At 46.6% G+C, this 24602-nt stretch carries 16 protein-coding genes and 1 pseudogene; 1 reads left to right on the forward strand and 16 read right to left on the reverse strand.

The features are described from left to right. Positions 1 to 63 precede the first annotated feature (63 nt). The 15 genes and pseudogenes from KJW29_RS14900 to KJW29_RS14970 form a co-directional block, all read right to left on the reverse strand. Positions 64 to 639, reverse strand: coding sequence for a lytic transglycosylase domain-containing protein (locus KJW29_RS14900; RefSeq protein ID WP_214630374.1), 576 nt, complete (start codon positions 637 to 639; stop codon positions 64 to 66). Beyond that, positions 636 to 1235 carry a dephospho-CoA kinase gene (gene coaE / locus KJW29_RS14905; protein WP_214630375.1) on the reverse strand — a complete coding sequence of 200 codons (600 nt, stop codon included), beginning with the start codon at positions 1233 to 1235 and terminating at the stop codon, positions 636 to 638. The genes KJW29_RS14900 and coaE overlap by 4 nt, the downstream gene beginning before the upstream one ends. A 25-nt stretch (positions 1236 to 1260) precedes the next feature. Continuing rightward, positions 1261 to 1971, reverse strand: coding sequence for an MntP/YtaF family protein (locus tag KJW29_RS14910; RefSeq protein ID WP_214630376.1), 711 nt, complete (start codon positions 1969 to 1971; stop codon positions 1261 to 1263). 172 nt (positions 1972 to 2143) lie between these two features. Next, on the reverse strand, positions 2144 to 3004 hold the full coding sequence (gene mutM, locus KJW29_RS14915) for a DNA-formamidopyrimidine glycosylase (protein ID WP_214630377.1): 861 nt from the start codon (positions 3002 to 3004) through the stop codon (positions 2144 to 2146). Positions 3005 to 3063: 59 nt separating this feature from the next. Next, positions 3064 to 5745, reverse strand: a complete 2682-nt coding sequence (gene polA, locus KJW29_RS14920; protein WP_214630378.1) for a DNA polymerase I — start codon at positions 5743 to 5745, stop codon at positions 3064 to 3066. A 139-nt stretch (positions 5746 to 5884) separates the two neighbouring features. Then, positions 5885 to 6088, reverse strand: a pseudogene (locus tag KJW29_RS14925) (DUF1259 domain-containing protein); the annotation flags it as partial. Further along, positions 5994 to 6215: a DUF1259 domain-containing protein gene (locus KJW29_RS36795; RefSeq protein WP_214630379.1), complete on the reverse strand. Its 222-nt coding sequence runs from the start codon at positions 6213 to 6215 to the stop codon at positions 5994 to 5996. The gene KJW29_RS36795 and the pseudogene KJW29_RS14925, both read right to left, overlap by 95 nt. Positions 6216 to 6369: 154 nt before the next feature. Next, positions 6370 to 7494, reverse strand: coding sequence for an RNA-guided endonuclease InsQ/TnpB family protein (locus KJW29_RS14935; protein ID WP_214630380.1), 1125 nt, complete (start codon positions 7492 to 7494; stop codon positions 6370 to 6372). Positions 7495 to 7622: 128 nt separating this feature from the next. Then, the gene (locus tag KJW29_RS14940; protein WP_214630381.1) at positions 7623 to 9089 is read right to left on the reverse strand and encodes a sulfatase family protein; all 1467 of its coding nucleotides are present in this window, start codon (positions 9087 to 9089) and stop codon (positions 7623 to 7625) included. Positions 9090 to 9109: 20 nt separating this feature from the next. Next, positions 9110 to 10636: an extracellular solute-binding protein gene (locus KJW29_RS14945; RefSeq protein ID WP_214630382.1), complete on the reverse strand. Its 1527-nt coding sequence runs from the start codon at positions 10634 to 10636 to the stop codon at positions 9110 to 9112. Positions 10637 to 10731: 95 nt separating this feature from the next. Then, entirely contained in the window at positions 10732 to 11598 is an 867-nt protein-coding gene (locus tag KJW29_RS14950; protein ID WP_187101128.1) for a carbohydrate ABC transporter permease, read from the reverse strand. Positions 11599 to 11616: 18 nt separating this feature from the next. Next, a complete protein-coding gene (locus KJW29_RS14955) occupies positions 11617 to 12531 on the reverse strand; it encodes an ABC transporter permease (protein ID WP_214630383.1) in 915 nt (304 codons plus the stop codon). 154 nt (positions 12532 to 12685) lie between these two features. Next, entirely contained in the window at positions 12686 to 14221 is a 1536-nt protein-coding gene (locus tag KJW29_RS14960; protein ID WP_214630384.1) for a response regulator, read from the reverse strand. Next, the gene (locus KJW29_RS14965) at positions 14222 to 16882 is read right to left on the reverse strand and encodes a sensor histidine kinase (protein WP_214630385.1); all 2661 of its coding nucleotides are present in this window, start codon (positions 16880 to 16882) and stop codon (positions 14222 to 14224) included. An 18-nt stretch (positions 16883 to 16900) separates the two neighbouring features. Next, on the reverse strand, positions 16901 to 17764 hold the full coding sequence (locus KJW29_RS14970; RefSeq protein WP_214630386.1) for a helix-turn-helix transcriptional regulator: 864 nt from the start codon (positions 17762 to 17764) through the stop codon (positions 16901 to 16903). Positions 17765 to 18046: 282 nt separating this feature from the next. Here KJW29_RS14970 and KJW29_RS14975 point away from each other — a divergent pair, with 282 nt between their 5' ends. Continuing rightward, complete coding sequence (locus tag KJW29_RS14975; protein ID WP_246608728.1) at positions 18047 to 19183, forward strand: TolB-like translocation protein; 1137 nt, start codon at positions 18047 to 18049, stop codon at positions 19181 to 19183. A gap of 159 nt (positions 19184 to 19342) precedes the next feature. Here the strand turns inward: KJW29_RS14975 and KJW29_RS14980 are convergent, their stop codons facing one another. After that, entirely contained in the window at positions 19343 to 24433 is a 5091-nt protein-coding gene (locus KJW29_RS14980) for an S-layer homology domain-containing protein (RefSeq protein ID WP_214630388.1), read from the reverse strand. Positions 24434 to 24602 lie beyond the last annotated feature (169 nt).

Below are 24602 nucleotides of genomic sequence, written 5' to 3' on the forward strand. Positions count from 1 at the left end.
GTGCTTGTCCCGAAGCGGCGAGCCCTTCAAGGCTTCTCTGTTTATGTTCAATGATCAGGATGCTCAAAATTCCGGATATAAATCCTTGTACTTATTATAATAATAAAAAACCCGTTGTACATAGTGTCTGGTCTCGCCAAAAGGAATCTCGCTTACGGAATCCAGCTCCCCGTCCCATTTGCCGCTGTCCAGCCACTTGTTGACATTGCCTTGACCGGCATTGTATGCCGCCACGGCTGCAATGGCGTTGTGTTCAAATTGATGGTGGAGCCAGCCGAGATACCAGGAGCCTACCTCGATGCTCACATCGGCCCTATGCCGCAGCACATCGTCGTTGACGGCATCGAAACCAGCTTTCTCCACGACCCAATGTGCCGTTGTCGGCATCAGCTGCATGAGACCCAGCGCGCCTTTTCTGGATTCCCTGCCCGTCTCGTAATTGGATTCGGAACGAATAATAGCCGCGATCAAATGCGGTTCCAAATCATAATTTTCGGCGCTGGCCCGTATATCGTCCTTATAATGAACGGGGTACATCCATCTCGCCATCCAGTCCGACTTCAAAAACAGGAAGGCGATCAGCGCTACCAGCAGGATCAGATAAAATCTCTTTTTTACTCGTATTCGTTTTTTCTTCATGGCTGCCAGTCCTGCTGCTTCCATAAGTCGTCGATTTGCCGTGCCGTATTCTCTATCGTGCCGCTATTGTCGATTACCCAGTCCGCCAGTTTCCGCTTTTCTTCAATGTCCATCTGCAGCGAAACTCTTTGCTCCGCTTCCTCCCTGGACATGCCGTTACGTTCCGCTAGACGATGCACTTGCACATCCGCTGGAACATAGACGACCATAACCCCATCATACAGCTGAACCTGCCCCGTCTCGTAGAGGAGCGGTATGTCGGCGACGATCAGCCGACGAGGATTCTCTGCCGATAGGTTATGTATCTTCTCCTGCATGCGCCGCCTAATGGCGGGATGCGTAATACTCTCCAGCATCTTAAGCTTATCTTTATCGCCAAACACGATGTCGCCTAGCGCCTTCCGGTTAAGCGAGCCATCCTCCTGAATGACGGCTTGTCCGAACAGGACCGCGATTTCGTCCAGCGCGGCTTCCCCCGGCTGGACGACTTCCCTGGCGACCGCGTCGGCATCAACCAAGGCGGCGCCGCGTTCGACAAGCAGCCGGGAGACGGTGCTTTTCCCGCTTGCGATGCCGCCGGTCAATCCGATAATCATGGTCTCACCTCGCACTCGTAACGATTTAGAACAATTTGAAAAGCCCCATTATGATCAACATGATCCCCGGTACAACGGATAAAGCGCCCATCCCCCGCTTCGAGGCGAATCGCAAGCCGAGCTGCGTGCCGCACACGAGAAAGATCGCGCTGGACACCGCAATGACGATGGCAGTCAAGAGAGCAGGCAAGCCGAGCAGCGCCGCTCCAAGTCCCGCGCCGAACGCGTCAAGCGACAAGGCGACTCCCAACATAACCGCCTCGGAAGCGGAGATGATGCCGGAGCGGTCGACGTCCGCCGCTTGCGGCGTGCGCAGAATCTGGATAACGAGGCCGAGCCTCTTGAGCTCCAGCTTAAACATCTGCATGGCGTCGTCTTCCCCGCCCGCCGAAGCAAGACGGCTGTCGCTAATGCCAACAGCGGCTGCAACCGGCCCCTGATCATCAGCCGAATCCGGCTGATGTTTGCCTCGCCACAGCTGCACGAGAGCGAAGCAACCGATCACGATAAGGATGGAAGCTCCGATGACCCTGGCGACGTGCTCCGAGACAAAGCCGCTCAGCCAGCCCCCCGCCTGCATGGACAACCCTATAATCAGCCCCGAGCAGCAAGCGATGATCAACACCGACAGAATCGGAATTCGAATCTTCCTCAGCCCGTACGTCACGCCGACGCCGAAGCCGTCCAAGCTGACGGCAAAGGCCAGCAGAACCAAGGATAACAGATGTGCAATCAACTTCAGGCTCCTCCCCGCAATCAGCGAATGCCGACTAACGACATGATGGGTTAGAAGGGCATTCGCCTATCGTTCGTAACACCATCATCATATGCGGGGAGTGCGCCGCGGTGCACAATGACGTTTTCCGTCCATGCCGGCAGTACTCGTTCAATAATTACCCAATATTAACTTAACGTGCAGGTGAAGGCGAGTTCACCTTGGACTTCAGCGGCTGGCATCGTTCGCAAATATGCGTTCCGCGCCCGCCGACCACGAATTTGGTGATCTGTCTAGCACAGTTCGGACAAGGCTCGTCCTTGCGGCCATAGACAAGCAACTGATGCTGGAACATCCCCATCTCTCCTTGACCGTTAACATAGGACTTGACGGAAGAGCCGCCGGCCTCTACTGCGCGGGACAATGTCTCGATAATGGCGGCATACAATCGCTTCCATTCCGGTCCGCTCAAACTGGACGGCTTCCGTTCCGGGTGAATGCGGGCCTGGAACAGCGCTTCGTCGACATAGATATTGCCAAGTCCGACGATCAGCTCCTGGTTAAGCAGCAGCGGTTTGATCCTCGTCGTGCGCTTTTGAAGGCGTACGCGAAGCGCAGACAATGTAAACCCGGGCTCCAGCGGCTCCAGTCCCAGTTTGTTTAGCGGCGGCAGCAGGAACTCCTCACCCGGCGAGAACAGATGCATCGTGCCGAATTGTCTTACATCTTTGTACCGCAATTCGGTGCCGTCTTCGAAGCGGAACAGCACATGGGTATGATTTTCTACAGGCTCGTCCGCTTCGAACAGACCATAACGGCCCTCCATGCGCAAATGCGATACCAATATCAAACCGTCGAGCACGATGCGCAAAAACTTCCCTCTACGCTCCACCGTCTGCACGGTGCGTCCGACAAGCGCCCGCTCAAATGCTTCGGGCTCTGCCGGCCGCTGTATAATTCTAGGCAGCTTTACCTTGACCGATTGAATGGTCTTGCCGCCGATCAGTTGAATTAAAGTACGTTTAACCGTTTCTACCTCTGGTAGTTCAGGCATGTCTCCTCACCTCTGGCTACCATTATACTGCATCCGCGGGGGTTGTGCGTATACTTCCTCTACTTTGCCTCATACCAATTATCGCCGTAGCTGACATCCGCCTTGAGCGGCACATCCAGCTTAATCGCGTTCGACATCACGTCTGGCAGCAACTTCTTCATCTGCTCCATCTCTTCAGGCGGAACCTCGAATACCAATTCGTCATGTACCTGCAGCAACATACGGCTCTTTAAACCGCGTTCGCGAAGCTGCTCATCCATCTGCACCATGGCCAGCTTGATAATATCGGCAGCCGTGCCCTGGATCGGCGTATTCATCGCGGTACGTTCGGCAAACGATCGCAGATTGAAGTTGGAGGCCTTAATCTCGGGCAAATATCTTCTACGGTCGAGCAGCGTCGTTACGTATCCATTTTCGCGCGCCTTTACGACGATATCGTCCATATACTTCCGTACGCCCTTAAACACATTAAAGTATTGTTCGATAAACGCCGAAGCTTCCTTACGCGTAATGCCCAGGTTCTGCGACAAACCGAAATCGCTGATCCCGTACACGATGCCGAAGTTGACTGCCTTGGCGGAACGTCTCATATTGCCGTCCACTTCCTCCGCCGTTACGCCGAAAACGTCCATCGCCGTCTTCGTATGAATGTCCATATCGTGAATAAACGCTTCCTTCAAATTTTCATCGCCGGAAATATGGGCAAGCACGCGCAGCTCGATCTGCGAATAGTCCGCCGCGAGAATGGACCAGCCCGGCTCCGACGGCACGAATGCCTTGCGGATCTGGCGCCCTTCTTCCAGCCGGATCGGGATATTCTGCAGGTTCGGGAATTGGCTGCTCAGCCTTCCCGTAGCCGCGATCGTCTGACGGTAATACGTATGGACCTTGCCCGTCTCCTCGCGAATCTCCTTCAGCAAACCTTCCACGTAGGTCGATTGCAGCTTGGCCAATTGCCGGAAGTGAAGGATCGGCGGAATGATCTCCGAATAGGGCGCCAGCTCTTCCAGCACTTCGGCATCCGTGGAATAGCCGGTTTTTGTTTTTTTCCTGGCTGGAAGACCCAGCTTCTCGAACAAAATTTCTCCCAGCTGCTTCGGAGAGTTGATGTTGAACTCCGCTCCGGCCTTGCTATAGATATCGGCCATAATGGAAGTCAGCTGCGACTCCAGTCTCTCGCCGAGCGACTGCAGCTCACCGCGCTCCACCTTGATCCCTTGGTGTTCCATGCCTGCCAACACTCGTGAAAGCGGCTGCTCCAAATCAAAATAAAGCCCGCTCATTCCCGTCCTCGTCAACTCTTCGTTAATAACTGGCACAAGCCGCCGCACGGCGTCCGCCTTAAGCGCGAGGTGACGATGCAGCGTATCCGGCTCCGGCACCTTAAACTTTGCTCCCTTGCCGTATATGGCTTCGTCCGAAGGAACGCCCGTCTGGCCTAGCCGTTCATTGATAGCGCTAAGCGACAACTGGGTATCCGTCGGATTTAACAGATAAGCCGCTAGCTGAACATCCAACGCGGCTCCTCCCAGAGCGATACCCGCCCAGCGCAGCGCCAGCTCCGACTTGTGCAGGTCGAAGCCGTATTTCGGACGCTCCTCGGAAGCCAGCCACTCGCGCAAGCCTTCTGCGTATCCTGCCTTCAGCTCCTCCAGAGGAAATACGAACACTTCATCCTCCAAGGCGAGGGCAAGACCAAGCAGCTCTGCGTGATGCGGATTTTCGCCGATCGCTTCTATGTATAGGCCATGCTTGTCCGATGAATCCAAGGACTTCAGCAGCCTGCGGATCTCTCCTTCGCCATCCTTCCCGCCCGTCGGAACAGTCACATTAAGGCTGGCTGCGGCTGCCTTGGCGTCGGATTCGCTTGCGCCGCTCTCCGAAGCCAGCTCCAGCCGCTCCAGAAGCGTCCGGAATTCCAGCTTGCGCAGCGACTCGCCGAGCTTCGCATGGTCGTAGCCGTCCCAGCGCAAATCCTCCGTCTCCCGATCCAGCGGAACTTCGCGGTAGATCGTCGCCAGCTTCTTGCTCATGACGGCGTCGTCCTTGTGAGTCTCGATATTGTCCCTAAGCTTGCCCTTAAGCACTGCCAAATTGTCCAGCACGTTCTCCACGCTGCCATATTCGTGCAGCAGCTTAAGCGCCGTCTTCTCCCCCACGCCCGGCACGCCGGGAATATTGTCCGACGTATCGCCCATCAACCCTTTGAGATCGATGATCTGAAGCGGTTTCAGGCCGTATCGCTCGTCGATGGCTTCCGGCGTATACCAGTCCACCTCGCTGACGCCCTTGCGCGTAACCGCAACCGTTACGCCAGGCGAGGCCAGCTGCAGCATATCCTTGTCGCCGGTAACGACAATGGCTTGCACGCCGGATTCATCGGCTTGTTTCGTAAGCGTGCCGATAATATCGTCGGCCTCATAGCCGGATAACTCGAATTGCTTAATGTTAAAGGCCGAGATCAATTCTTTGAGCACCGGAAATTGCTCCGACAGCTCCGGCGGCGTCTTCTGCCTTCCGCCTTTGTATTCGCTGTAGCCTTCGTGGCGGAACGTCACCTTGCCTGCGTCGAATGCGACCAGCACATGCGTAGGTTCCTGCTCCTCCAGCATCTTGAGCAACATCGTCGTAAAGCCGAAAATCGCATTTGTATGCAGTCCGGCAGAATTCGTGAGCGGCGGCAGCGCGAAAAACGCCCGATAAGCGATGCTGTTGCCGTCGATTAACATCCATTTTTCCATAGGTTCGACTAGCACCTCGTTTCCAACAGTCAATAACTTCCCCTTATTATAACACAAAAAAAGTCCATCCCAAGCAACGGAGCCGCAGCTTGATGAAGGACTTTTCTGTCATAACCTTGTTACCGAATATGAATCAAAGTTAACCTAAGAATGCAATAGACCGTTTCACTTTTCTCGCGAATGCAATGGGATTATCGATCGACTCCCAATGAATATACATAAGACGCGGGTTCTCAAACAGCCAATGATTATGAACGGCTGTTACTTTGATCCCTTTTCTGCGAAGGTTTGACAGCAGTTGATTCACTTGACTCTGAAAAAGGGCCGTTTCCCCTAAACAGAGTACGGTGCAAATACATTAAACGAGGGGTTTCATTTAGCCAGTGATCGTGAAACGCAGTCACTTTTATCCCGCGTTTACGTGGATTTGACACCAATCGATTAACTTGATTTTGGTCAATGACCCCCACTTAACTATCGTTTGAAGTGGGAGCTTGTAACGACCCGATCGTACAAACGTCTTGTGCGACTCCGATCTTTTGCGTTCCGAAGAACGTGGTGTTACATCCGCAGGTAAGCCTTCGCTTACCACTGGGCAGACTGACAGCTACCCTGCAAACCTAGTCATGCTAGGCCTGCACCTTGTAGAAGGTACTCTTTTCCCTTCAGACAGAGATTCATCGCACCGATCCGGTCATCATTACTTGCATAGCCACAGGCCAGGCAATGGAATCGATGCCCCCGTTTATCCCGGTTCCCTTTTGCCGTGTGACTGCATATCGGACAGGCTTGCGAGGTGTTTTTTGGATCTACGGCAATGGTCATCGCTTTCGCAAGCTGCGACTTGTACGTTACCATCTCGCGAAGCTGGCGGAACGCCCACGATACCGTCACATAGCGATGCTTACGCCTGACCTTTTCCGTTACTCCCCGAATCCCTGTCAAATCTTCAAGTACAAACAGCGTATTCGCCCCATACCGGGTCACGAGTGCCCTGCTGACTCCATGATTAACATCGGTCATCCAGCGGTTTTCTCGTTCTCCGATTTGCTTCAGCCTGCGACGGGACGAAGGCGTTTGTTTGCGCTGCAGCTCCGAACGCAACCTTTTGTAGTTCGCTCGTTTTTGTTTGAGCTCTCTTCCTCGAAAGAATACGGTTTTGCCATCGGTGCCATACGCCGTGGCTACAAAGTTGACGCCCAGATCAACGCCAACGACGTTTTCGATTTCCGTCAGCTCAGGAACGGCTATTTCTTTCGATACCGGAATATGCAAAAACCACTTCCGCTTTTTATACACCAGCTTGGCCGTACCGAAAGTCCACGAACCGTCGAAATAAGCTTCCATTCCTTTCGCTTCGAAAGGAACCTTGATACGGCCCAGCAGCGTATTGACGGAGAACAGCCCAGCGCACAGGTTCAGCGAGTAATCCCGGTTCCAGACAAGATCATATTCCGGCTTCTTAAAGCGTACAAGCGTCCAGGCATGGCCGTTACTCCGAAGGGCTTTGTATTTGGCAATCACGGTTTTCATCACCGATTGAGCCATTTGAGAGCGCAGGCCAAGCGTGCTGCGGAGGGGCTGATACGTCACTCGGTGCAAGGCAGGCTGCCCGAGCTCTCTCTTCTCGAACACAAGAGCAGAGACAAAATTGCAGCCCTGCCGATAAGCGATCATCGTTTGTTGCAGTACCCTCATTTGACTTTCTGACGGTTTTATTTTGAGTTTAGCAGTTACAGTCACGATCATACGTTCGCCTCCTTTCTATCCTTATTTTAGCATAGTAGGGAGAACGAAAACATTTGCATTTGAACCAGTGGGGAGCGCGTTCTTTCAACTTGATTGAAGAACTGTACCTTTTTCTATAATAGGAACGATCAGTGAAAAGGTTTATAGCTGGTTAAAAATGATGCATACAAATCCTCGCGAAGAGATAACAAATCCCCTGTCGAAGCCATATGATTTCGTAAACGATAGAGCAAATCGTTAATCATTTGATTTATCCTGCCATCGTCTTGAGCAAAAACAAGATTGTTATGCTCCTCGGGATCACTCTCCAGATCGTATAGCTCTATAAAGGTCTCATCCTTGAACATATCAACGATTAACTTATACGAGTCACGTATGACGCAGCGTTGAAAATTCCCCCTTGCACCATTCCCATCGTACTGTATGAAAATGTCCTCGCGAATCATCGATTCGTTTCCTTCGATTAAAGGAATGAGCGACTTTCCGCTTAAACCTGCAGGCGGTTCGACTCCGATTACATCGCATATCGTAGGAAAAACATCAATACTGCTGACAGATGTCTTAATCGATGAGGGAGCATAACCTTTATTTGCAGGAAGTTTCATCAAAAGCGGAGTTCGCACTGATTCCTCATACATGCACATTTTTTGCCATAAACCGTGCGAACCCAACATTTCGCCATGATCGCTTGTAAATAGGATTAATGAATGATCATACAGATCCTGTGCTTTTAACTCCTCTATAATTCGACCAACACAGTCATCTAACAACGAAACCAAACCAAGATATTTGGGCCATACTTGTTTCCATTCCTCGCGACTGTATCGAACGCCAATCGCGCCTGTCAAATTATACAGCTGAAGAGGCGACTGATTCGGACTCCATCTTCCCACGTTTTCGGGTATATCCGCTTCTTTCACTTTCGAAAACCACGGTTCAGGAATATCTAGAGGCGGATGCGGAGCAAGAAACATACTATTTAACAGTAGAGGCTTGCTCCGGTCATGATTGCGAATGGCCTCCAAACTATCATTTAAAATAAATCCGTCATAAAAAAATTCAAATCCTTCTTCGTAGCATCCAATCGTAGGCAAAGAGTATGACCTCGCTCTAGTTGTCGTACCCCGTGCCATCTCTGGCACCATACCTTTAAATGCTGCGCCTCCAGGCTTTCTTCTTCCATTGGATTCCAAGTATGCTTCGAAGCGTTCTTCGAGCGGCAGCCAATTGGTTTTGCTAGTCGGGTCCTTCTCTAGCTTGGGAGCAGTAAACAAATGCTGTTTCCCCGTATGCCAGCTCTCCCAATTCTGCTCTAGCCATTGGTATAAATTCGGATGTCCGGGTCTGACATAACCATGTTGTTCGTCTACAACATCCCACGGGTTAATGAGTGATCCATTCTCGTTCGGATACTTTCCGGTAAAAAAAGCTCCTCGGGCAGGAACGCATAGCGGAGATGCGCAATAGGCTCTCTCAAAAGCAACGCTTTCGTCCATAAGTTTGTTGATATTGGGAGTATAACGGCCGATTGCGTCACTTCGCAGCTGATCTGCCATAATAATGATTATATTGGGCTTTTCCATTCTATTATCCAAAATGATCGATCCTTTTAATGTTAGTTGTTTTCTCTAATCGATTGAGTCAGCTTTTCAAGTCCTGCGTTATTCATTTCTTTTATATAAGCGTCCCAATCTTTTTCAACATCGTTTTTTCCGGTGATAAAGTTTACGACCCAGTCGCGCTGCTTCTGTTCGATGTTTAGCAAGTGGGTTGCCGCGTCGCCATAGGACAGCGGAGTTAGCGGCGGAGAAACAGCATTCGTATCTACATCGGCATATAACTTCTTCAGCTCTTCGCTTACATCTTGTTTCGCTAGGCTATAATCGGTAAACCCTGCAATGAGATTGCCTAATGCAGGTATGATGTCACGATCATATTGTTCCGTACGGACCATCTGTCCATCCTTCATGTTGTAATGGACGCCTTCCATTCCGAAGTTAAGAATTTTAACGCCTTCCTCTGTGTGCATATAATCCATTAACAGGGCAACTCTTGCAAGGAAATCCTCATCCTTATCCTTCTTAATAGCTACAACAGGCGAAGTATAAGGAAGCAATGTTCCATATAGCGGGCCTTTCTGTCCCTCGAGCCATGGATTGATAATGCTGATTTTTGCATTTTTATCCGAATCGGTTATTGTTTTTTCCAGTACCGCCACACGGTTTGGGGCAGTGAGTATGGCTGCGGCTTGCCCGCTTGTAAACTTGGCATGCTCTTGTGATTCATTATTCGTAAATATTTCTCTGTCTAACAACCCGTTTGCATACATATCCTTCCAATATGTCAAGAAACCTTTGTAATCCGGCATAGCCTTCTCGTAAGTCCATTCTCCGTCTAACTTGCCCCATTCGTAGGAGCCCGTCCAACCAACCGATGAAACGCCTATTCCGGAAAAGAATCCAAAGCTCGATACAAGCCCGACAGTTTTATCCCCGCCAAGTTTCTTATCTTTTATCAATTGAAGATGATTTTGCAGCTCGTCCCATGATTTAGGCGCCTCAAGTCCGAGCTGGTCCAACCAATCCTGGCGAATAAGGATCGGTGAAATTTCCTTGCCAGGGCTGGAAGGAAGCTGATACATCCCATCCCCTTCCTTAAATTCGTCCATTTCCGGAATACTCATATAGGCTTTCAATCCATCTAATTTATATTTATCCGCGTACTCGGCAAAGTTCATCAAGTAACCATCTTCGTATAAATGCCTGTAGGTGCCTGGCGTATTCATATTGTAACGGAATATATCAGGCATATCGCCGGATGCAATTCTCACTTCAAGATTTTTCGTATATTCTAATGACAGAACTCGCTCTACCTTGAGGTCAATATTAAATTTCTCATTCAAATGCTTAACGATCGCATCATCCTTGTCCAAATCCTTAGGTCCCCAAGTAAACATTTTGATCGTATACTTTTTACTTAAATCCACTTCATTTGCTGCAGCTTGCTCGGAAGGGCTAGGGCTGCTGGAGCTAGAGCCATCTGAACCGCTGGAGTTTTTCCCGGAATCCGTATTAGCTTGGCAACCTGCTGCAACCACAAGCAATGAAATGAGTAGTGAAAATAGTTTTACGTTTTTCAACATGCCTAACACGCCCTTTTTATAAAATATTATGAATCATTACATAAGTTCTTTCCGTGTTATTTCGAATCGAGCTGACCTTATCCCCCTCATTTTAATCAACCTTTGACGGACCCGATCATTAGACCTTGTACGAAATATTTTTGCAAAAACGGATATACCGTTACAATCGGCAGAAGCACTAACACGATGTTCGCTAATCTTAACGTATTTACGTTGTATGCAAGCTCTCCTGTATCCGCCGATATAATTCCTTCTATATCGGAGCTGTCCGTAACTAACCGTTGCAAATACTCCTGAACGGATTTCAAATCGTTTTCCGTGATAAAAAATACGGACTGCATATACGTATTCCAGAAGCTTACTGCTAAAAACAGGCCAATCGATGCAAACAATGGTTTAGATAAAGGTAAAACAATCGTAAAAAAGATACGGAAATGATTGCAACCGTCTATTTTGGCCGCCTCTTCGAGCTCTTTTGGAAACTCGAGAAAGCTTGTTCTCATAATAATCAAATAAAATGTATTAATTAGAAATGGCAGGATATAGACGGCAAAATTATTAATGAGTCCCAAGCTTTTATAGTTCAAATATTCCGGAATTAACCCTGGATGCAAAAACATCGTCATAATGATAAAAAACATAACGACAGAAGATCCACGGAACGACTTTGATAAACCATAAGCGGAATACCCCGTAAAGAACAGGCTGGCAAAAGTGCCTACAATCGTAATTAAAACCGTCACTCTTAAATGGATAAATAGTTCGCCATTATTGAAAATCGCTTTATACGCCGCAAATGTCGGTTCTGCAACATACAGCTTTAAAGGAGAGCTTAAATATTCGGCTTCCGTCATAAAGGAAGCGACGACTGTTTGCCAAAACGGATACAACATAACGAGACATAACAAACTAATAATTATAATAGATACTGCTTCCCACAAAGAAAACTTTTTAATGGTCACTTTCTTCATGCTCCTCGCTTATAAAATTCCACGATGTCCTAACATTTTGGCCAACCGATCTGCGCCAAATACCATAATGCCCGCGATTACGGTTTTAAATAGCCCCGCTGCAGTCGCCAAGCTATGCTGGCCTTGCTGCAATCCAACCCGGAAAACATAGGTGTCAATAATATCTGCTACGTCTTGAACCATTACGTTGCCAAGAACTAAAATTTGTTCGAAACCAACATCTAGCAAATGCCCTGTTTGAATAATAAAAAGGACTACAATCGTTGAAGATATGCCGGGAATCGTAATATAAAAGAGCCGTTGAATTCGAGTTGCTCCATCGACATATGCTGCTTCGTACAAGGTTGTATCGACACGCGTCAAAGCTGCAAGATATAAGATTGTCCCCCAGCCTAAATTTCTCCACACTTCCGAACCGACTAATACAGAACGGAAATAAGCAGGATCCCCCATAAAGAAAATAGACTCGATGCCGAAAAAGTTTAAAATACTATTTACTAAGCCTTGATCAACGGACAATATATTGTAAAGCACGCCGCCCAGTACAGACCACGATATGAAATGCGGTAAATACAGAAGAGATTGGCTTAAGCGTTTAAAGCGTTCGCTGCGAAGCTCATTTAATAACAGCGCCAGCAAGATCGGCAGCGGAAAGCCGACTGCGAGCTTATAAAAATTTATAATGATCGTATTCATAAATACTTGTTGAAAATCGCTGGAGCTAAACAATTCCTGGAACTTTTGAAAACCGATCCACGGGCTGTTTTCAATCGGACGTGTAATCCGGTAATCTTTGAAAGCAATTTGCAGAAAATACAGCGGCTTGTACTTAAACACGACGTAAAAAACGATTGCCGGAATAATAAAAAGAAAAATTTCATGCCTGGAATAAATCTTTTTGAATTTCTCGAAATGCAGATTCATGTTAGCTTCACCTCGCAGTAATTTAACCCAATTGTAAGCCTTTCCAAGGGGTTGAAACAGTAGGTGATTCGCATCAATAAAGTGGCTTTTTATACAAACGATTCGTGAGAAATAAAAAAATAGCCCCTTATTGCGAGGCTATTTTTCGAAAAAATTAACTGTTTTTATGTTTGGCTTGATGCTTCATTCTATACTCTCTTGGATTCATGTCGAAGTGCCGAATAAACAGTTTGGTGAAGTGCTTTTCATCGGTGTAGCCAACTTCCGCGGCAATTTTATAAATTTGCAGCGTTGTACCCGTTAGCAATTCGCAGGATCTATTCAACCGTTTATTAATGATATACTGAGTAAAGTTTTTTCCTGTATATTCTTTGAATTGAAGCGATAAATAGCCCGAGCTAAAATGAAAATGTTCGGCAACCCCAGACAAGCTTAGCGGACTCGTATAAAACTGATCAATATATTCTTTGACAAGAGTAATGCTTATATTTTTTTGCATTTGGATATTATCATGAATAAGCTCGCATAACCGCTTGCAACGGTCAATCATATAGCTTTCCAGCTCATGCAGCGAATCATAATCCTTTAATTCTTCAATAAAATTGGAATCGTCATTGCAACTCTTTTTAGCTGAGCGCATCGCGGATACAAATTGTAAAAGCACCTGGATACAGATGGTCTTCATGTCCTTCAATGTCATGTCCTTAGCCATATAAGCTTGTTTAAATAGATCGGATATCCAGGCAAGCAACCTTTCTGCATCTCCGCTATATACCCAGTTGATCCATCCTTCATGTGTATCGTTTAGGTCAAACGTAGATGGCGCAGCATCAACCCATTCCGTGTAAATCATTGTTGCTTGTCCGTCTTTCAAACAACGTAAATAATCAACCGTCTTCATGGCTTCGCGGAAGCTATCCGGCAGATCTGCTACTGTAGGCTTGACAGCACCTATACCCATTGCATAACGTGTTCCATGAAATTCGTGCTTAAGGCATCGCTCAATAGCTTCAATACCTTTCGAGATCTGCTGTAGATGTGTCTCAAAGCGATTGCCTTCTTGGAATAAAATAATATGAATATATTGATTTTCTGCCCCCATTACATGCGGCAAGTCTTCAATGGACTGGGCAATACGTTCACCAGCTTCAAGCTTCTCCTCATCCATCCATATACTGACCACGCTGTACAGTGTATCCTGGTTGGAAAACGTAATTCCCGTTGGCGTTTTACCACGAATAAATCTCAGAAAGAGGTAATTGTTTTTCAACTGCTGAAACTGCATGAAGCTGCTGCTTTGTTTTCTCTTTTCATCCAAATGCTTTCGGAGTCTCTCCAACACAGCATCCAATTCCTGAAACACTTTTATTTTTAAAATATAATCAAATGCGCCGAGCCGAATACCGCTTTTTGCGTAAGAGAATTCCTCATAGCCGCTTAGCAACACCACCTCTGTATCGCTATTCTCTTCTTTTATTTGCTCGAGTGCGGCCAGTCCATCCATTTCCGGCATTTTAATATCCATAATAATAATATCCGGACGAACCGCTCGAAATTTTTCAATCGCCTCTACCCCATCGCTCGCAGTTGCGGCAATATAAAATCCGAATTTCTCCCAGTTAATCGCTTCCTGCAATCCATCCCTTATTATTTTTTCATCATCAACAATCATTACCGCGTAATCCGCCACTTAGTTTCCCTCCAATCCGTAAGGCAATTTAATCGAAACGATCGTTCCACGCTCCATAGATTGCTCGATCAATAAACCATAAGGGGGGCCAAATTCAAGGTAAATTCGTTCATGAACATTAGATAAGCCGTAATGAGCCGTTTGAGTACGTTTTTCCAATTGATCGCTTATTTCATTAAAACGTTCCGGCGACATTCCCTTTCCGTCATCAATGATAACGATGTTAAGCGTGTTAGGTCCCTCCAAATAACATTGAATACGAATGGTAAGCAGTCGATCCTTCTCCAGTCCATGATGAATCGAATTTTCGACGATAGGCTGTAAAATAAATTTCGGCGTATGAATTTGTTTAAACGGCTCATCGACATCGATTACTAATTTGAGCTGATTTTCATGACGTATGTTTTGCAGTTTCATGTAGGCGTTTACATGGTCCAATTCATTTTGCAAACGTACTAATTCACTCGTCCCGTACAGGCCCGACTTTAGAAATTCCGCCGTATCGACCAGCATATTAGCAGCTTTATCATTTTTTCCGGATTTTACAAGCATCATAATGGAGGTGAAAATATTGTGAAGAAAGTGTGGGTTAATTTGCGCTTGCAGAGCTTGTCTTATTAGCTTATGAATGCGCCGCTCAAGCGAAACATTTTCCAACTCTTTTAAAGTTAGCTCATCCGTCAGCTGCTCTAATCGTGCAAGCATCTGATTGAAGTTTTTGGCTAATACAATAAATTCAAATTCATTCTCCTCGCTATCTAGTCGAGCATTGATTTGTTCCGGGTAGATCTCCATAACTTGAATGGCGCGAACGATCGGTGCGGTCATCCGTCTGCCTAAGTGACTCGAAATCCAAATCATAATAAGCAGCATACAAGCAATTTCAATGGAATAAAGAAGAATAAAGACGTACTTCTGTTTATTCCAATCATTCGACGCTTGAACCTCAAGCTGCAGTTTATCTTCCTCTAATGGCAATTGAATAAAGGTTGTTTTTTTCGCTCTATTTTCCATGGATGTAGTAAGCGGGAATGACTGTCCTCTCTTATCAAGCAAATGGATAGCATATTCGTTAGCTGGTAAAAGGTTTGTAGATGTAAATATATTTTGTATACCCAGTTCAATAAATCCCATATAGTCGAATTTTTTCAACTCTTCGGTTGGATCAAGTAAAGATAAGATTGATTTTTTCATCATTACGACAGGCGGCATTGAGTCCAGTTCATTTTTAACAATTTCCAGCTCTCTTGCATAACCAGAAACACCTGAAACCTTTTCTTTTAAAAATTGCTGTCCATTGGGCTGACTCACGTTGGAGTAGATTAGCCGATTATTTGCGTTATATATCGCTACCGTACTAATTTCCTTATTCAATATTCCTTTTCTTACTAAAAGATCAGAGAATGCTGCATGATAGGATTCTGTCTCATCATTTCCTGCTAAAAGCATTAAACTTTGAAATTCTCTATCCAGCGACAAATAACGAATATAGAACGTATAGGACCGAATATTATTTTCAATGCCGTCCTTGGTCTTATTTATAATATTGTGCAAATCCTGCTTGGAATTAGATTCGATAATTTTGTCAAAGGAAAGAAAAGAAACAACAATTACAATAGATACAGGGATGATTATAAGAAAATAATATTTAAATATATGGCCGGCAACTGTAGCTTGTCCTTTATAAGAAGAAATATAGTCCTTCATTAGTTGCCTATCTTCGTACCCTTTTATTTGTTTCAGCTTATTAATAAAATCATAAATTGGACTTAAAATTCGAATCGCTACTTTATTGGATACAATTGCAAACAATAGGATGAGCAGAAGCGATAGCGCTATTACAATCCAGATGATTTGCCCAAAGCGATCGCTTAGCTGGCTAATACCATGAATAAGTACATAACGCTCCTGCTTATCGGTTGTATAGGAAGAATCAATTTGTTGATTTTTTTGATAGGTATAAATGGTCCCTGTACGATTTTCCTTAGGCTCAAGAATCGTCGTTATTTTTTCTTGCTTTTCTCCACTGCTAAATACAACTTGCTCCTTATTGTTAATATAGGTCAGACTAACATTGTTTAGTAAAGCCAGATTTTGCAAATCCAAAACAGCTACTATAAAAGCGCCTTCATTTATTGGGATGAGTTGCATATTTTCTTCCGTCAAGCTGTCTTTCGGGAACTGGCCATTATGAATAAGTAAGTCTTTGAAGTACTTTCGAGAAGCAGCAAGGTTCCCGGAAAGCGGGTTTTCAGTTGTTTTTGTAATGAGCTGTGTATTTAATGATGTCCCAATCAATTGCTCATTATTAACAATATACATGCCCGTAAATTCTTTGTTCGTATATAAAAAAGCTAAAATATCCGAAATCATTTTTCTATTATAGCTATCTAAATTTTCATGAAAAGGTCTATCTGTTACCCATTCATGTATGGTGGGTTTATAATCCTCTACAAATAATCTGAACTGCTCCTTGCTTTTTTGCATTAAGTTTTGCATCGTTTGCATACTCAATAGCAATTCACTCTCGTTAGAAGCCTTCATATTATTAATAATTAGCTGTTTAGATACGACATAACTAATGACAGTTGACAGCACAATAAAAATGACCATCAGCATAATAAAAAGCGAGTGCAGCTTCGTTTTAAAAGAAACGTTCATGACAGTCCCCCACGCCCATTATCGCCCTTCATTAAAAACAATATCTTTGCGAATGCCTAAATTTTCCCTTGTCATCCATTGTCCCGGCGTAATTCCTTCCATTTCTTTGAAAACGCGAGAAAAATGATGTACGGTTTTGAAGCCCGCTTTTTCGGCAATTTGTTTAATACTCAGATCAGAATACGTCAACATTTCCTTGGATCGATGTATTCTAACTTCCTTTAAAAAAGCTATAATCGTCAAGCCTTTATATTGTTTGAAAAGCTGGCTTAAATAACTGGGACTGTAGCCAACACTTTTAGACATTTCCGTAATTGTCCAATTTTGATCCGCATGCTGCATAATCCATTGCTCCAATTTTTCTGCTGGAGATAGGTTAGTTCGAGAAACCTGCTGCTCTGGCAAACCGACCTCCACAACACTCCGATCCCGCTGATTCGTAAACGTCTCTAAAGAACGTGATGATAGATAGAGTAATTCAACGACACGAAGCTCAGCAAGCTCCAAATAATGGCTTGTCCTTATCAAACCCTCCTGCCGAATAAGTTCAAGCAGTCTGGGAATCTCCCTGTTCGGATGCTGAACTTGAATAGGAATAGGGTCAACTGAACGGGCAAGCTCCTCTGAATCAATATGAAATTTAATATCTAACGTTTTCAAGGATTGTTCATTTGATACTGACAAACCATGGGGCTGATTCGGCTTTATAAAGAAGAGAGTGCCAGGCTTCAGCTCGTAAAATTTATCACCATGATGAAAAACGCCACAGCCATCCGCGATCCAAATCATTTGATAATAGGTATGCCGATGCAGCTGGAGACGTTCACCCTTCACGTAATCATAACGCGCAGTCCATAATATTCGAACGCCAAAATTGCCCATGACATCTCCTCATTTCCTGATGCTTTTCAAGATTATATCATAGCCCTGGATAAAAAATTCTAAGAGCTGGACAAATAAAAAAGAGGTTGAATTTCATATAATAGGATTCATATCCAAACTCAAATATCATTAATGGAGGTAGCAGCTATGCTAATTAGCGAGAAATTCCCCCGATATACCGAATACAATCCAGCCGTGCCTGTTTGGTGCGTTACTCCTGGCGAAGGGGGCGGATTACACCGTTTTTTTGATACCTCACCTGTCAGCCCGTCGGGAAGATATTTGGCTGTCATCCGGATGCCTTATCTAGATCGAAGCAATCATGCCGGTGAAGCTGCCGATGTTGTCCTTATTGATTTGCATACTGCCGAGGAGCGGGTCATTGCGCAAACCTGTGGCTGGGAATATCAATTAGGCGCCAACATTAACTGGGGCAGCGATGATCATTCGCTGTATTTTAATGATGTTGACACTTCAACCTGGGAGCCGCATATCGTTTGTATCGATCCGCTGAGCGGTGCAAAACGCCAGCTTGAAGGATCGATTTATCGCATCTCTCCAGACGGCAGTCAGATCATTTGTGCCAACGCGGTTACAATGCGGCGAACACAATCCGGGTACGGTGTTATCGTTCCCGAAGAGCGAGTTCCCCGAAACTTTGGCTTTTCGGACAATGATGGCTTATATATGACTGATACGAATTCAGGTAAGCGTAGACTTGTCGTCTCTATACGTGAAATTTCCGATCAAGCTCAGCCTAAAATAGATAAATCATTCTATGAAAAAGGGGAATGCTACGGGTTCCATTGTAAATATAATCCGCAAGGAACCCGGTTGATTTTTACAATGCGTTGGTACCAATCCGATGAAGCTCAGCCATGGGATCATATTAATAAAAAGCTTGACTATTGGGTGCTGACGATGAAGCCGGATGGATCAGACATTTATGTCGCAGTCGGTCCTGAGCAATGGAGAAAAGGCGGACATCATATTAATTGGTTTCCGGATGGAGAGCATTTATCGATGAATCTGGACATTCACGAAGAAGGCCAGGTTAAGCTTGTTCAGGTGCGGCATGATGGAACTGATTTGCGTATGATAACCGATCGTATACCTGGTTCTGGACATCCAACCGTACACCCCAACGGTCGCCATATGGTTACGGATACCTATGCCTGGGAGCCAACTGCATTTGGAGACGGGACCATTCCGATCCGATGGATTGATCTCCAAACGCAAACGGAGCAGACGCTTATAAGAATAAATGTCGTTCATCCCGCTTCCAGCAAAGATGGCTCGCTTCGTGTAGATGCTCATCCCGCTTGGACGCCGGACAATCGCCATCTTGTTTTTAACGGCTTTGTAGACGGTGCCCGACGTGTATTTCTTGCTGATCTAGGCCGCGTATTGGAGACATAAATATAGAACATTTTATACCCTTACGCACTCATATAACAGTAGGCAATTCACGGCAATAAGGTGGTTTTTTATGCAAAATAGCCCCTGAAGGATAATCTTTTGGGCATGTAGAAAAACCAGTCCAATTTTGGTGGACTGGTTTGGTGTACGATCGGCGAATTATTGCTCCGTGACTTCCTTCAAACTTGGCTCCAATGTCAGCATGTTAAACAAAATCATAGCCACTTCGGCACGAGTCGCCTTCCCTTCAGGCACAAACTTATTGTTTCCTTTTCCTTTAATTAATCCGGCTTGATGCAAGGCAGCTACATGTCCGATTGCCCATGCCGGGATTTGTTGCGAATCGCTGAATGCGGCACTTGAAGAAGGATGGATCGTCAGGCCAAGCGCTCTGGACATCAGCACCGCCATCTCAGCACGACTAATGTGCCGTTCGGGAGCAAACCGCCCTTGGTCAATCCCTGTTACCAGCCCTGCTGCAACAGCAGCTTTAATGCTGCCCGCATACCAGGCATTTGCATCAACATCCGTAAACGCTGTTAACCCATCCTCCGCAATATCCAATTGCATGCTGCGAACCAGCATAGCCACAAATTCTGCGCGGGTAATCTGATCCGAGGGGTTAAAACGGTTTCCGTTCTCCCAATCGATGACTTGCCTTGCCGCCAAAGTTTGAATGGCTTGCTTGGCCCAATGCGTATTCGGAATATCAGCATAATTCTTTTTGTATTCCATAGCCGCATAAGAATACGGGCTGATTTGTTTAAGCTTCAGAGAGATCCGTTCCGACTTAGAATTCACGGTCCCTCCGTTATAAACCCATTTCTTATTCAAAGCATCATAATAGTAAATACCCGTCAGTTCACGGTCAATGTCAGTTGCCAGTAAAGGGAGCTCCAAACTTACGCCAGCAGCCGTTTGTTCAAGCTTGATCTTCTTGCCATCGGACGTAACAAGCAAGACCGATACGGTATATGCTGGACTCACGATGCGAATAGCATCATCCGTTTTTTTGCCAGGAGCTTCCTTCGATACTGGCTCGCTTGCTTGCGCAAACGCAATCTCCAAAGTCGCACCCGCCGTATTTCCCGCTCTGCCCAGCAAGGCGTTCAACTCAGCCGATTCAATCTTTAACAGCGCGTCTCCTGTTTGAACCTGCAATGGGTATCCAGTAAGTTGACTTATCGGTATGGAAACCGACTTTTGGTTATCTTTCATGCGAACGATAGCAATACCGTCCTCGATTGTAACTGTCGCCAACCCAGAACCGGCCTCTCCTCCAGTACCACTGCCACTTCCTGAGCCATTGCCGTTGCCGTTACCATTTCCGTTGCCATTGCCGTTTCCATTGCCGTTTCCATTGCCAGGCTCTTCTGAGTTCTCATCATATTCCGCATTCAAAATAAGACGCGTTAATTCACTCTCATTCAGCTTCCGCTGATAGATACGAAAATCATCCAGATAACCGTGGAAATTCACGCCAGCTTCTTGCAGCGATGTACCCAATACAGTGCCTGAGGAACCCTTTGAGAGGTATGTCGCATTGTTAGGTTCACTCGCCAATTCACCATTTATATATAATGCCGCTCCTGCTTCTGCATCGTATACAACCGCAACATGCGACCAGTTATTTGTGGAAACCGGCCCTCCTGGTACAGTAGTCCATACTCCCTCTGCAGAGTTTGACAACATTTTGAGCTGCAGCGCTCCTGCTTCATTGATCTCCAATACGACGTTTTTATTAGAGTAAATAACCATCCGCCGCCCGTTCTCATAAGGCTTTAACCATGTTGAGATCGTGAAGCTTTGTTCATCGAGCACTCCGGTTTCCTGATTGGCTACATAATTAATGCCCCCATCCAGGTACATGGAATTGCTTCCGATTTTACCGGAGTAATACGCGGGAACCCAAGGAATCTCATTCGTTGGAACGCCATCAACTGTTCTTAAAATGCTGCCATGCCTGGCAAGAGCAGTCGAGTCATAGGCGTTTGTGCCTCTGCCTTCATCGAAGGTCCAGTGAAGAGCAAGATCGTCGATAAGCATGTCCCTGCCAGTAGCAGTAAGACTAATGTCATCCAGCCATACCGTACCAGGAGCCGATAGCGAGTCTAATCGAATTTCTATCCATCCGTTGTTCACGACGGTCGGTGTCATAAAGCGCGTAACCAGACGTGTCCATCCCTTGGTGCCGAACAGCGGTTCGGATTCATATCGATAGGTTGCGGCTCCTTCTACGGACATACGCAAGGACAAGCCCGTCCCCTTAATCTGATCCGTTTTGACCCATGTACTCAGCTCATACTCCTTGTACGGCTCCAGATTTACGCTTTGTCTCATAACGGTACCAGAGGCAGCTCCAGCTATTTGCAGGGATGTCCCGCCGGAGCGCGAAGCACTCTCATCCAGAACGGGAGTAACGGAAGCCGGGAACGTCCATCCCACAGGGATGCCTTCGTTATTCTCACCTTCCTCAAAGGAAGGATTTTGCACCTTATTTCCGCTGCCGAGCACCATAATATGGACGGGTTGCGATTGAGCGGCAACCCCTTGATTGCTGATTGCTTTTGCCGTTATGGTGTAGCTGCCCGCCTTCAGCTCTTTCCATTCCATCTTGAAAGGAGCAGTTGCGGTTGTTCCTAGCCTCTTTCCATTTGCCCAGAATTCGACCTTGGCAATTCCTTGCGGATCGGTTGCGCTTGCCTGAAGCGTAAGTGAACCATTCTCCGACAGAATCGTTCCTTGATCAGGGGTCGACAATTGAACAACTGGGCTAGTTTTAGAGGTCGTTGGGATTACTTCGAACAACTTGCCGTCACCAGGCAAGAAGCTGATTGCGGAAGTTCCAATTTCATAAATCTCGCCCGTCTCCAGGTCCTTCAGGCTGCCTGTGTAGTAAGCTGAGCTTAGCGTCAGTTCCTGCTGTTGTTCGGCATCCGTGTTGACAGCAACCACGTAGGACTTGCTCCCGTCCCGTTTCACCAATGTACTTACATATGGCTGCGCGTTACCGGTTCCTGCGACTGTAAAACGATCCTCAGCCTTTTTTGCATTTAATAATGTCTCTTTCAAAGGTCGAACGCGATTGGCTAACGAGCTGACTTCCTCATAGTGCGCAGGGCTGTCCTCAAGTCCAAGCCAGCTTTGCTGCGTGCCATAGATAAACCAGAATATGCCCGTAGCTCCTTCTCCTATAGCCATCCAGTTCTGCATTCTCAGCTCGCCCACAACAGGTGTCCGTGTAGAGAATCGTCCTGAATCAAATTTATGCGTTTGCAATATCATCCATAAAGGAGTATCTTCCGGTTTTTCTTCTACTACTTTGCGGACATAGCTGACAAAGTCCCATGCCGAATATCCGAAGGCATTTAACGTAAAGTCGCCAACCGGGTTGTGCTTCGCGGCGGGGTAAACGTCAATAAGCAAGGTATCCAGCCCAGCCGCAGAGAAGATGGGACCCACCCGGTCCAAACCGACGAGCGGCGTGGAAATTTTTAGCCCCGGAGCATTTTCATGAAAATATTCGGTTGCGACGACATGATTGTTTAATGCCTCCAGAAACGGTTCATCCGACAGATTAATACTTTTGATGCTCGGATGATCCTTTAATTTATTAATGATATTATCCGCGATCGGTTGAAATAGCTGTGAATCGGCGGCCTCGCTGTGCATCCAGTCATACGTATTCGCATGCGGCCCGTAATGCACGCCCACTCCGTATTTGTCAGTTGCCTCGAACATAAAGTGGTCTTCGTCCACATTGCCATTCGTAATCATAATAGAGTCCAAGCCATGGCTATGCAGATCTGCAATGATTTCCTTGAATCTTTGTTTATTGCCTCTTATCTGGAGCGCATCCTCGAAGACACCGATCGGGAAGTCGCTTGGCGGAAACGGCTCCAGATCGACTGGATATTCAGGCTCCATGGGAGCCGCTACGCCCTTAACGATAAAGTTTTTGATCCTCTGGCCGTTCGCGGTCGCATTGCTGAACATGAAGGACGCATGATTGATGTCGGGAATGAAGCCTGCGACCTGGCCAACATTATACTTATCCACGATTACCTGGCCATTCATCCATATGCTTGCTGTATGCTCTGCAGCATTATATTCGACCTTCACTCTCGTATAGCCGTTTGCATCAAATCCCGGAGCCACTCCATTTTTGACTACATTTTGCGTCCGGTCCAAAAAGGCTTGATATTCTCCGTTCTTGTTCAAGTAAATCCATATTTGGCCGTCCAGCCACATGGCGCCCGTGCCTTTATTCAACCCCAATCCGATCCAGTCTTCTACGCCAGCCGGATAAATATCCGCCTCCACGCTGGATACTTGTCCTACGGACTTAAATGGGACACTGGCAGTAGACGAGCCTCGGACTGAACTGGTAATATAGCTTTCGCTTTCATCCCCCGCAAACACCAGATTCTGACCGGCTTCCCACTTTCGGCCGTCGAACTCCGTCTCCTTTTCCTTGAGAGAAGCGCCAACTGTGCGATTCGTGCCATTGATCGCCAACGTATCCGAAATAGCCAATGTTTCCCCCCGAACGATCAGGTTTTTCACTCGTTGTCCATAGGCTGTTGCACCGCTGAGCACAAAACCCGCATGCGATATGTTCGGAGCGAACCCTTCAATCCCGCTAATGTCATGCTGATTTACGACAAGCTCTTCATTGAGCCAGATGGAGATCGTAGCATCCGCCGAATTTAACTGCACCTTAACTTTGGTGTAACCGTTTGCATTAAATGCGAGCAGCGCTCCGGACTTCACCAAATATTTGGTGCCATTAACGAAAGCCTGGTACTCTCCATTCTTATTGACATAGATCCATACCGCTCCATCCTGCCAGATCGGGCCAGTCCCCTTCAGCAATCCAAGCCCTACCCAATCTGTCACCCCTGACGGCTTAATCTCCGCTTCTATGCTTGCAATCTCTCCGACCGAACGAAAGGGCACGCTTGCATTGGCAAGCAATTCAGCGCTGCCGCTAGTCACATAGCTTTCATTCTCATCCTCGTAATATACGAGTGATGGACTAGCCGCCCACTGCACGCCTCCCGCTTCAACATCGCTTCCCGCAACCTGGGTTCCGGATACTCGATTCAGCAGGTTTACACCCATTGTGTCCGCGACTGCGACAGGCATATCAAACTCTGTTGCTGCATGCACGTTCACGCTTCCTATACCGGATACGGGCAACAGTGTCAGGCAGAGAACCAGCGTGCATACCATTTTGACCAATCTCATTACAATCCCTCCCATTTAAATTGGTAGAAGATATTCTCTTCTGACGAGCTTATTATACTGTCACTCTTAAATGGCTAACCACTTTCCGATTTCCACTTTACTATCTTTTGGCTACTGATTCGCGGCACAAGGATAAACGGCTAACGTCGTCCTTTGGACGAGCGCGTTT

Origin of the sequence: Paenibacillus agaridevorans, from assembly GCF_018604145.1 — a bacterium.
Taxonomy (GTDB): domain Bacteria; phylum Bacillota; class Bacilli; order Paenibacillales; family Paenibacillaceae; genus Pristimantibacillus; species Pristimantibacillus agaridevorans.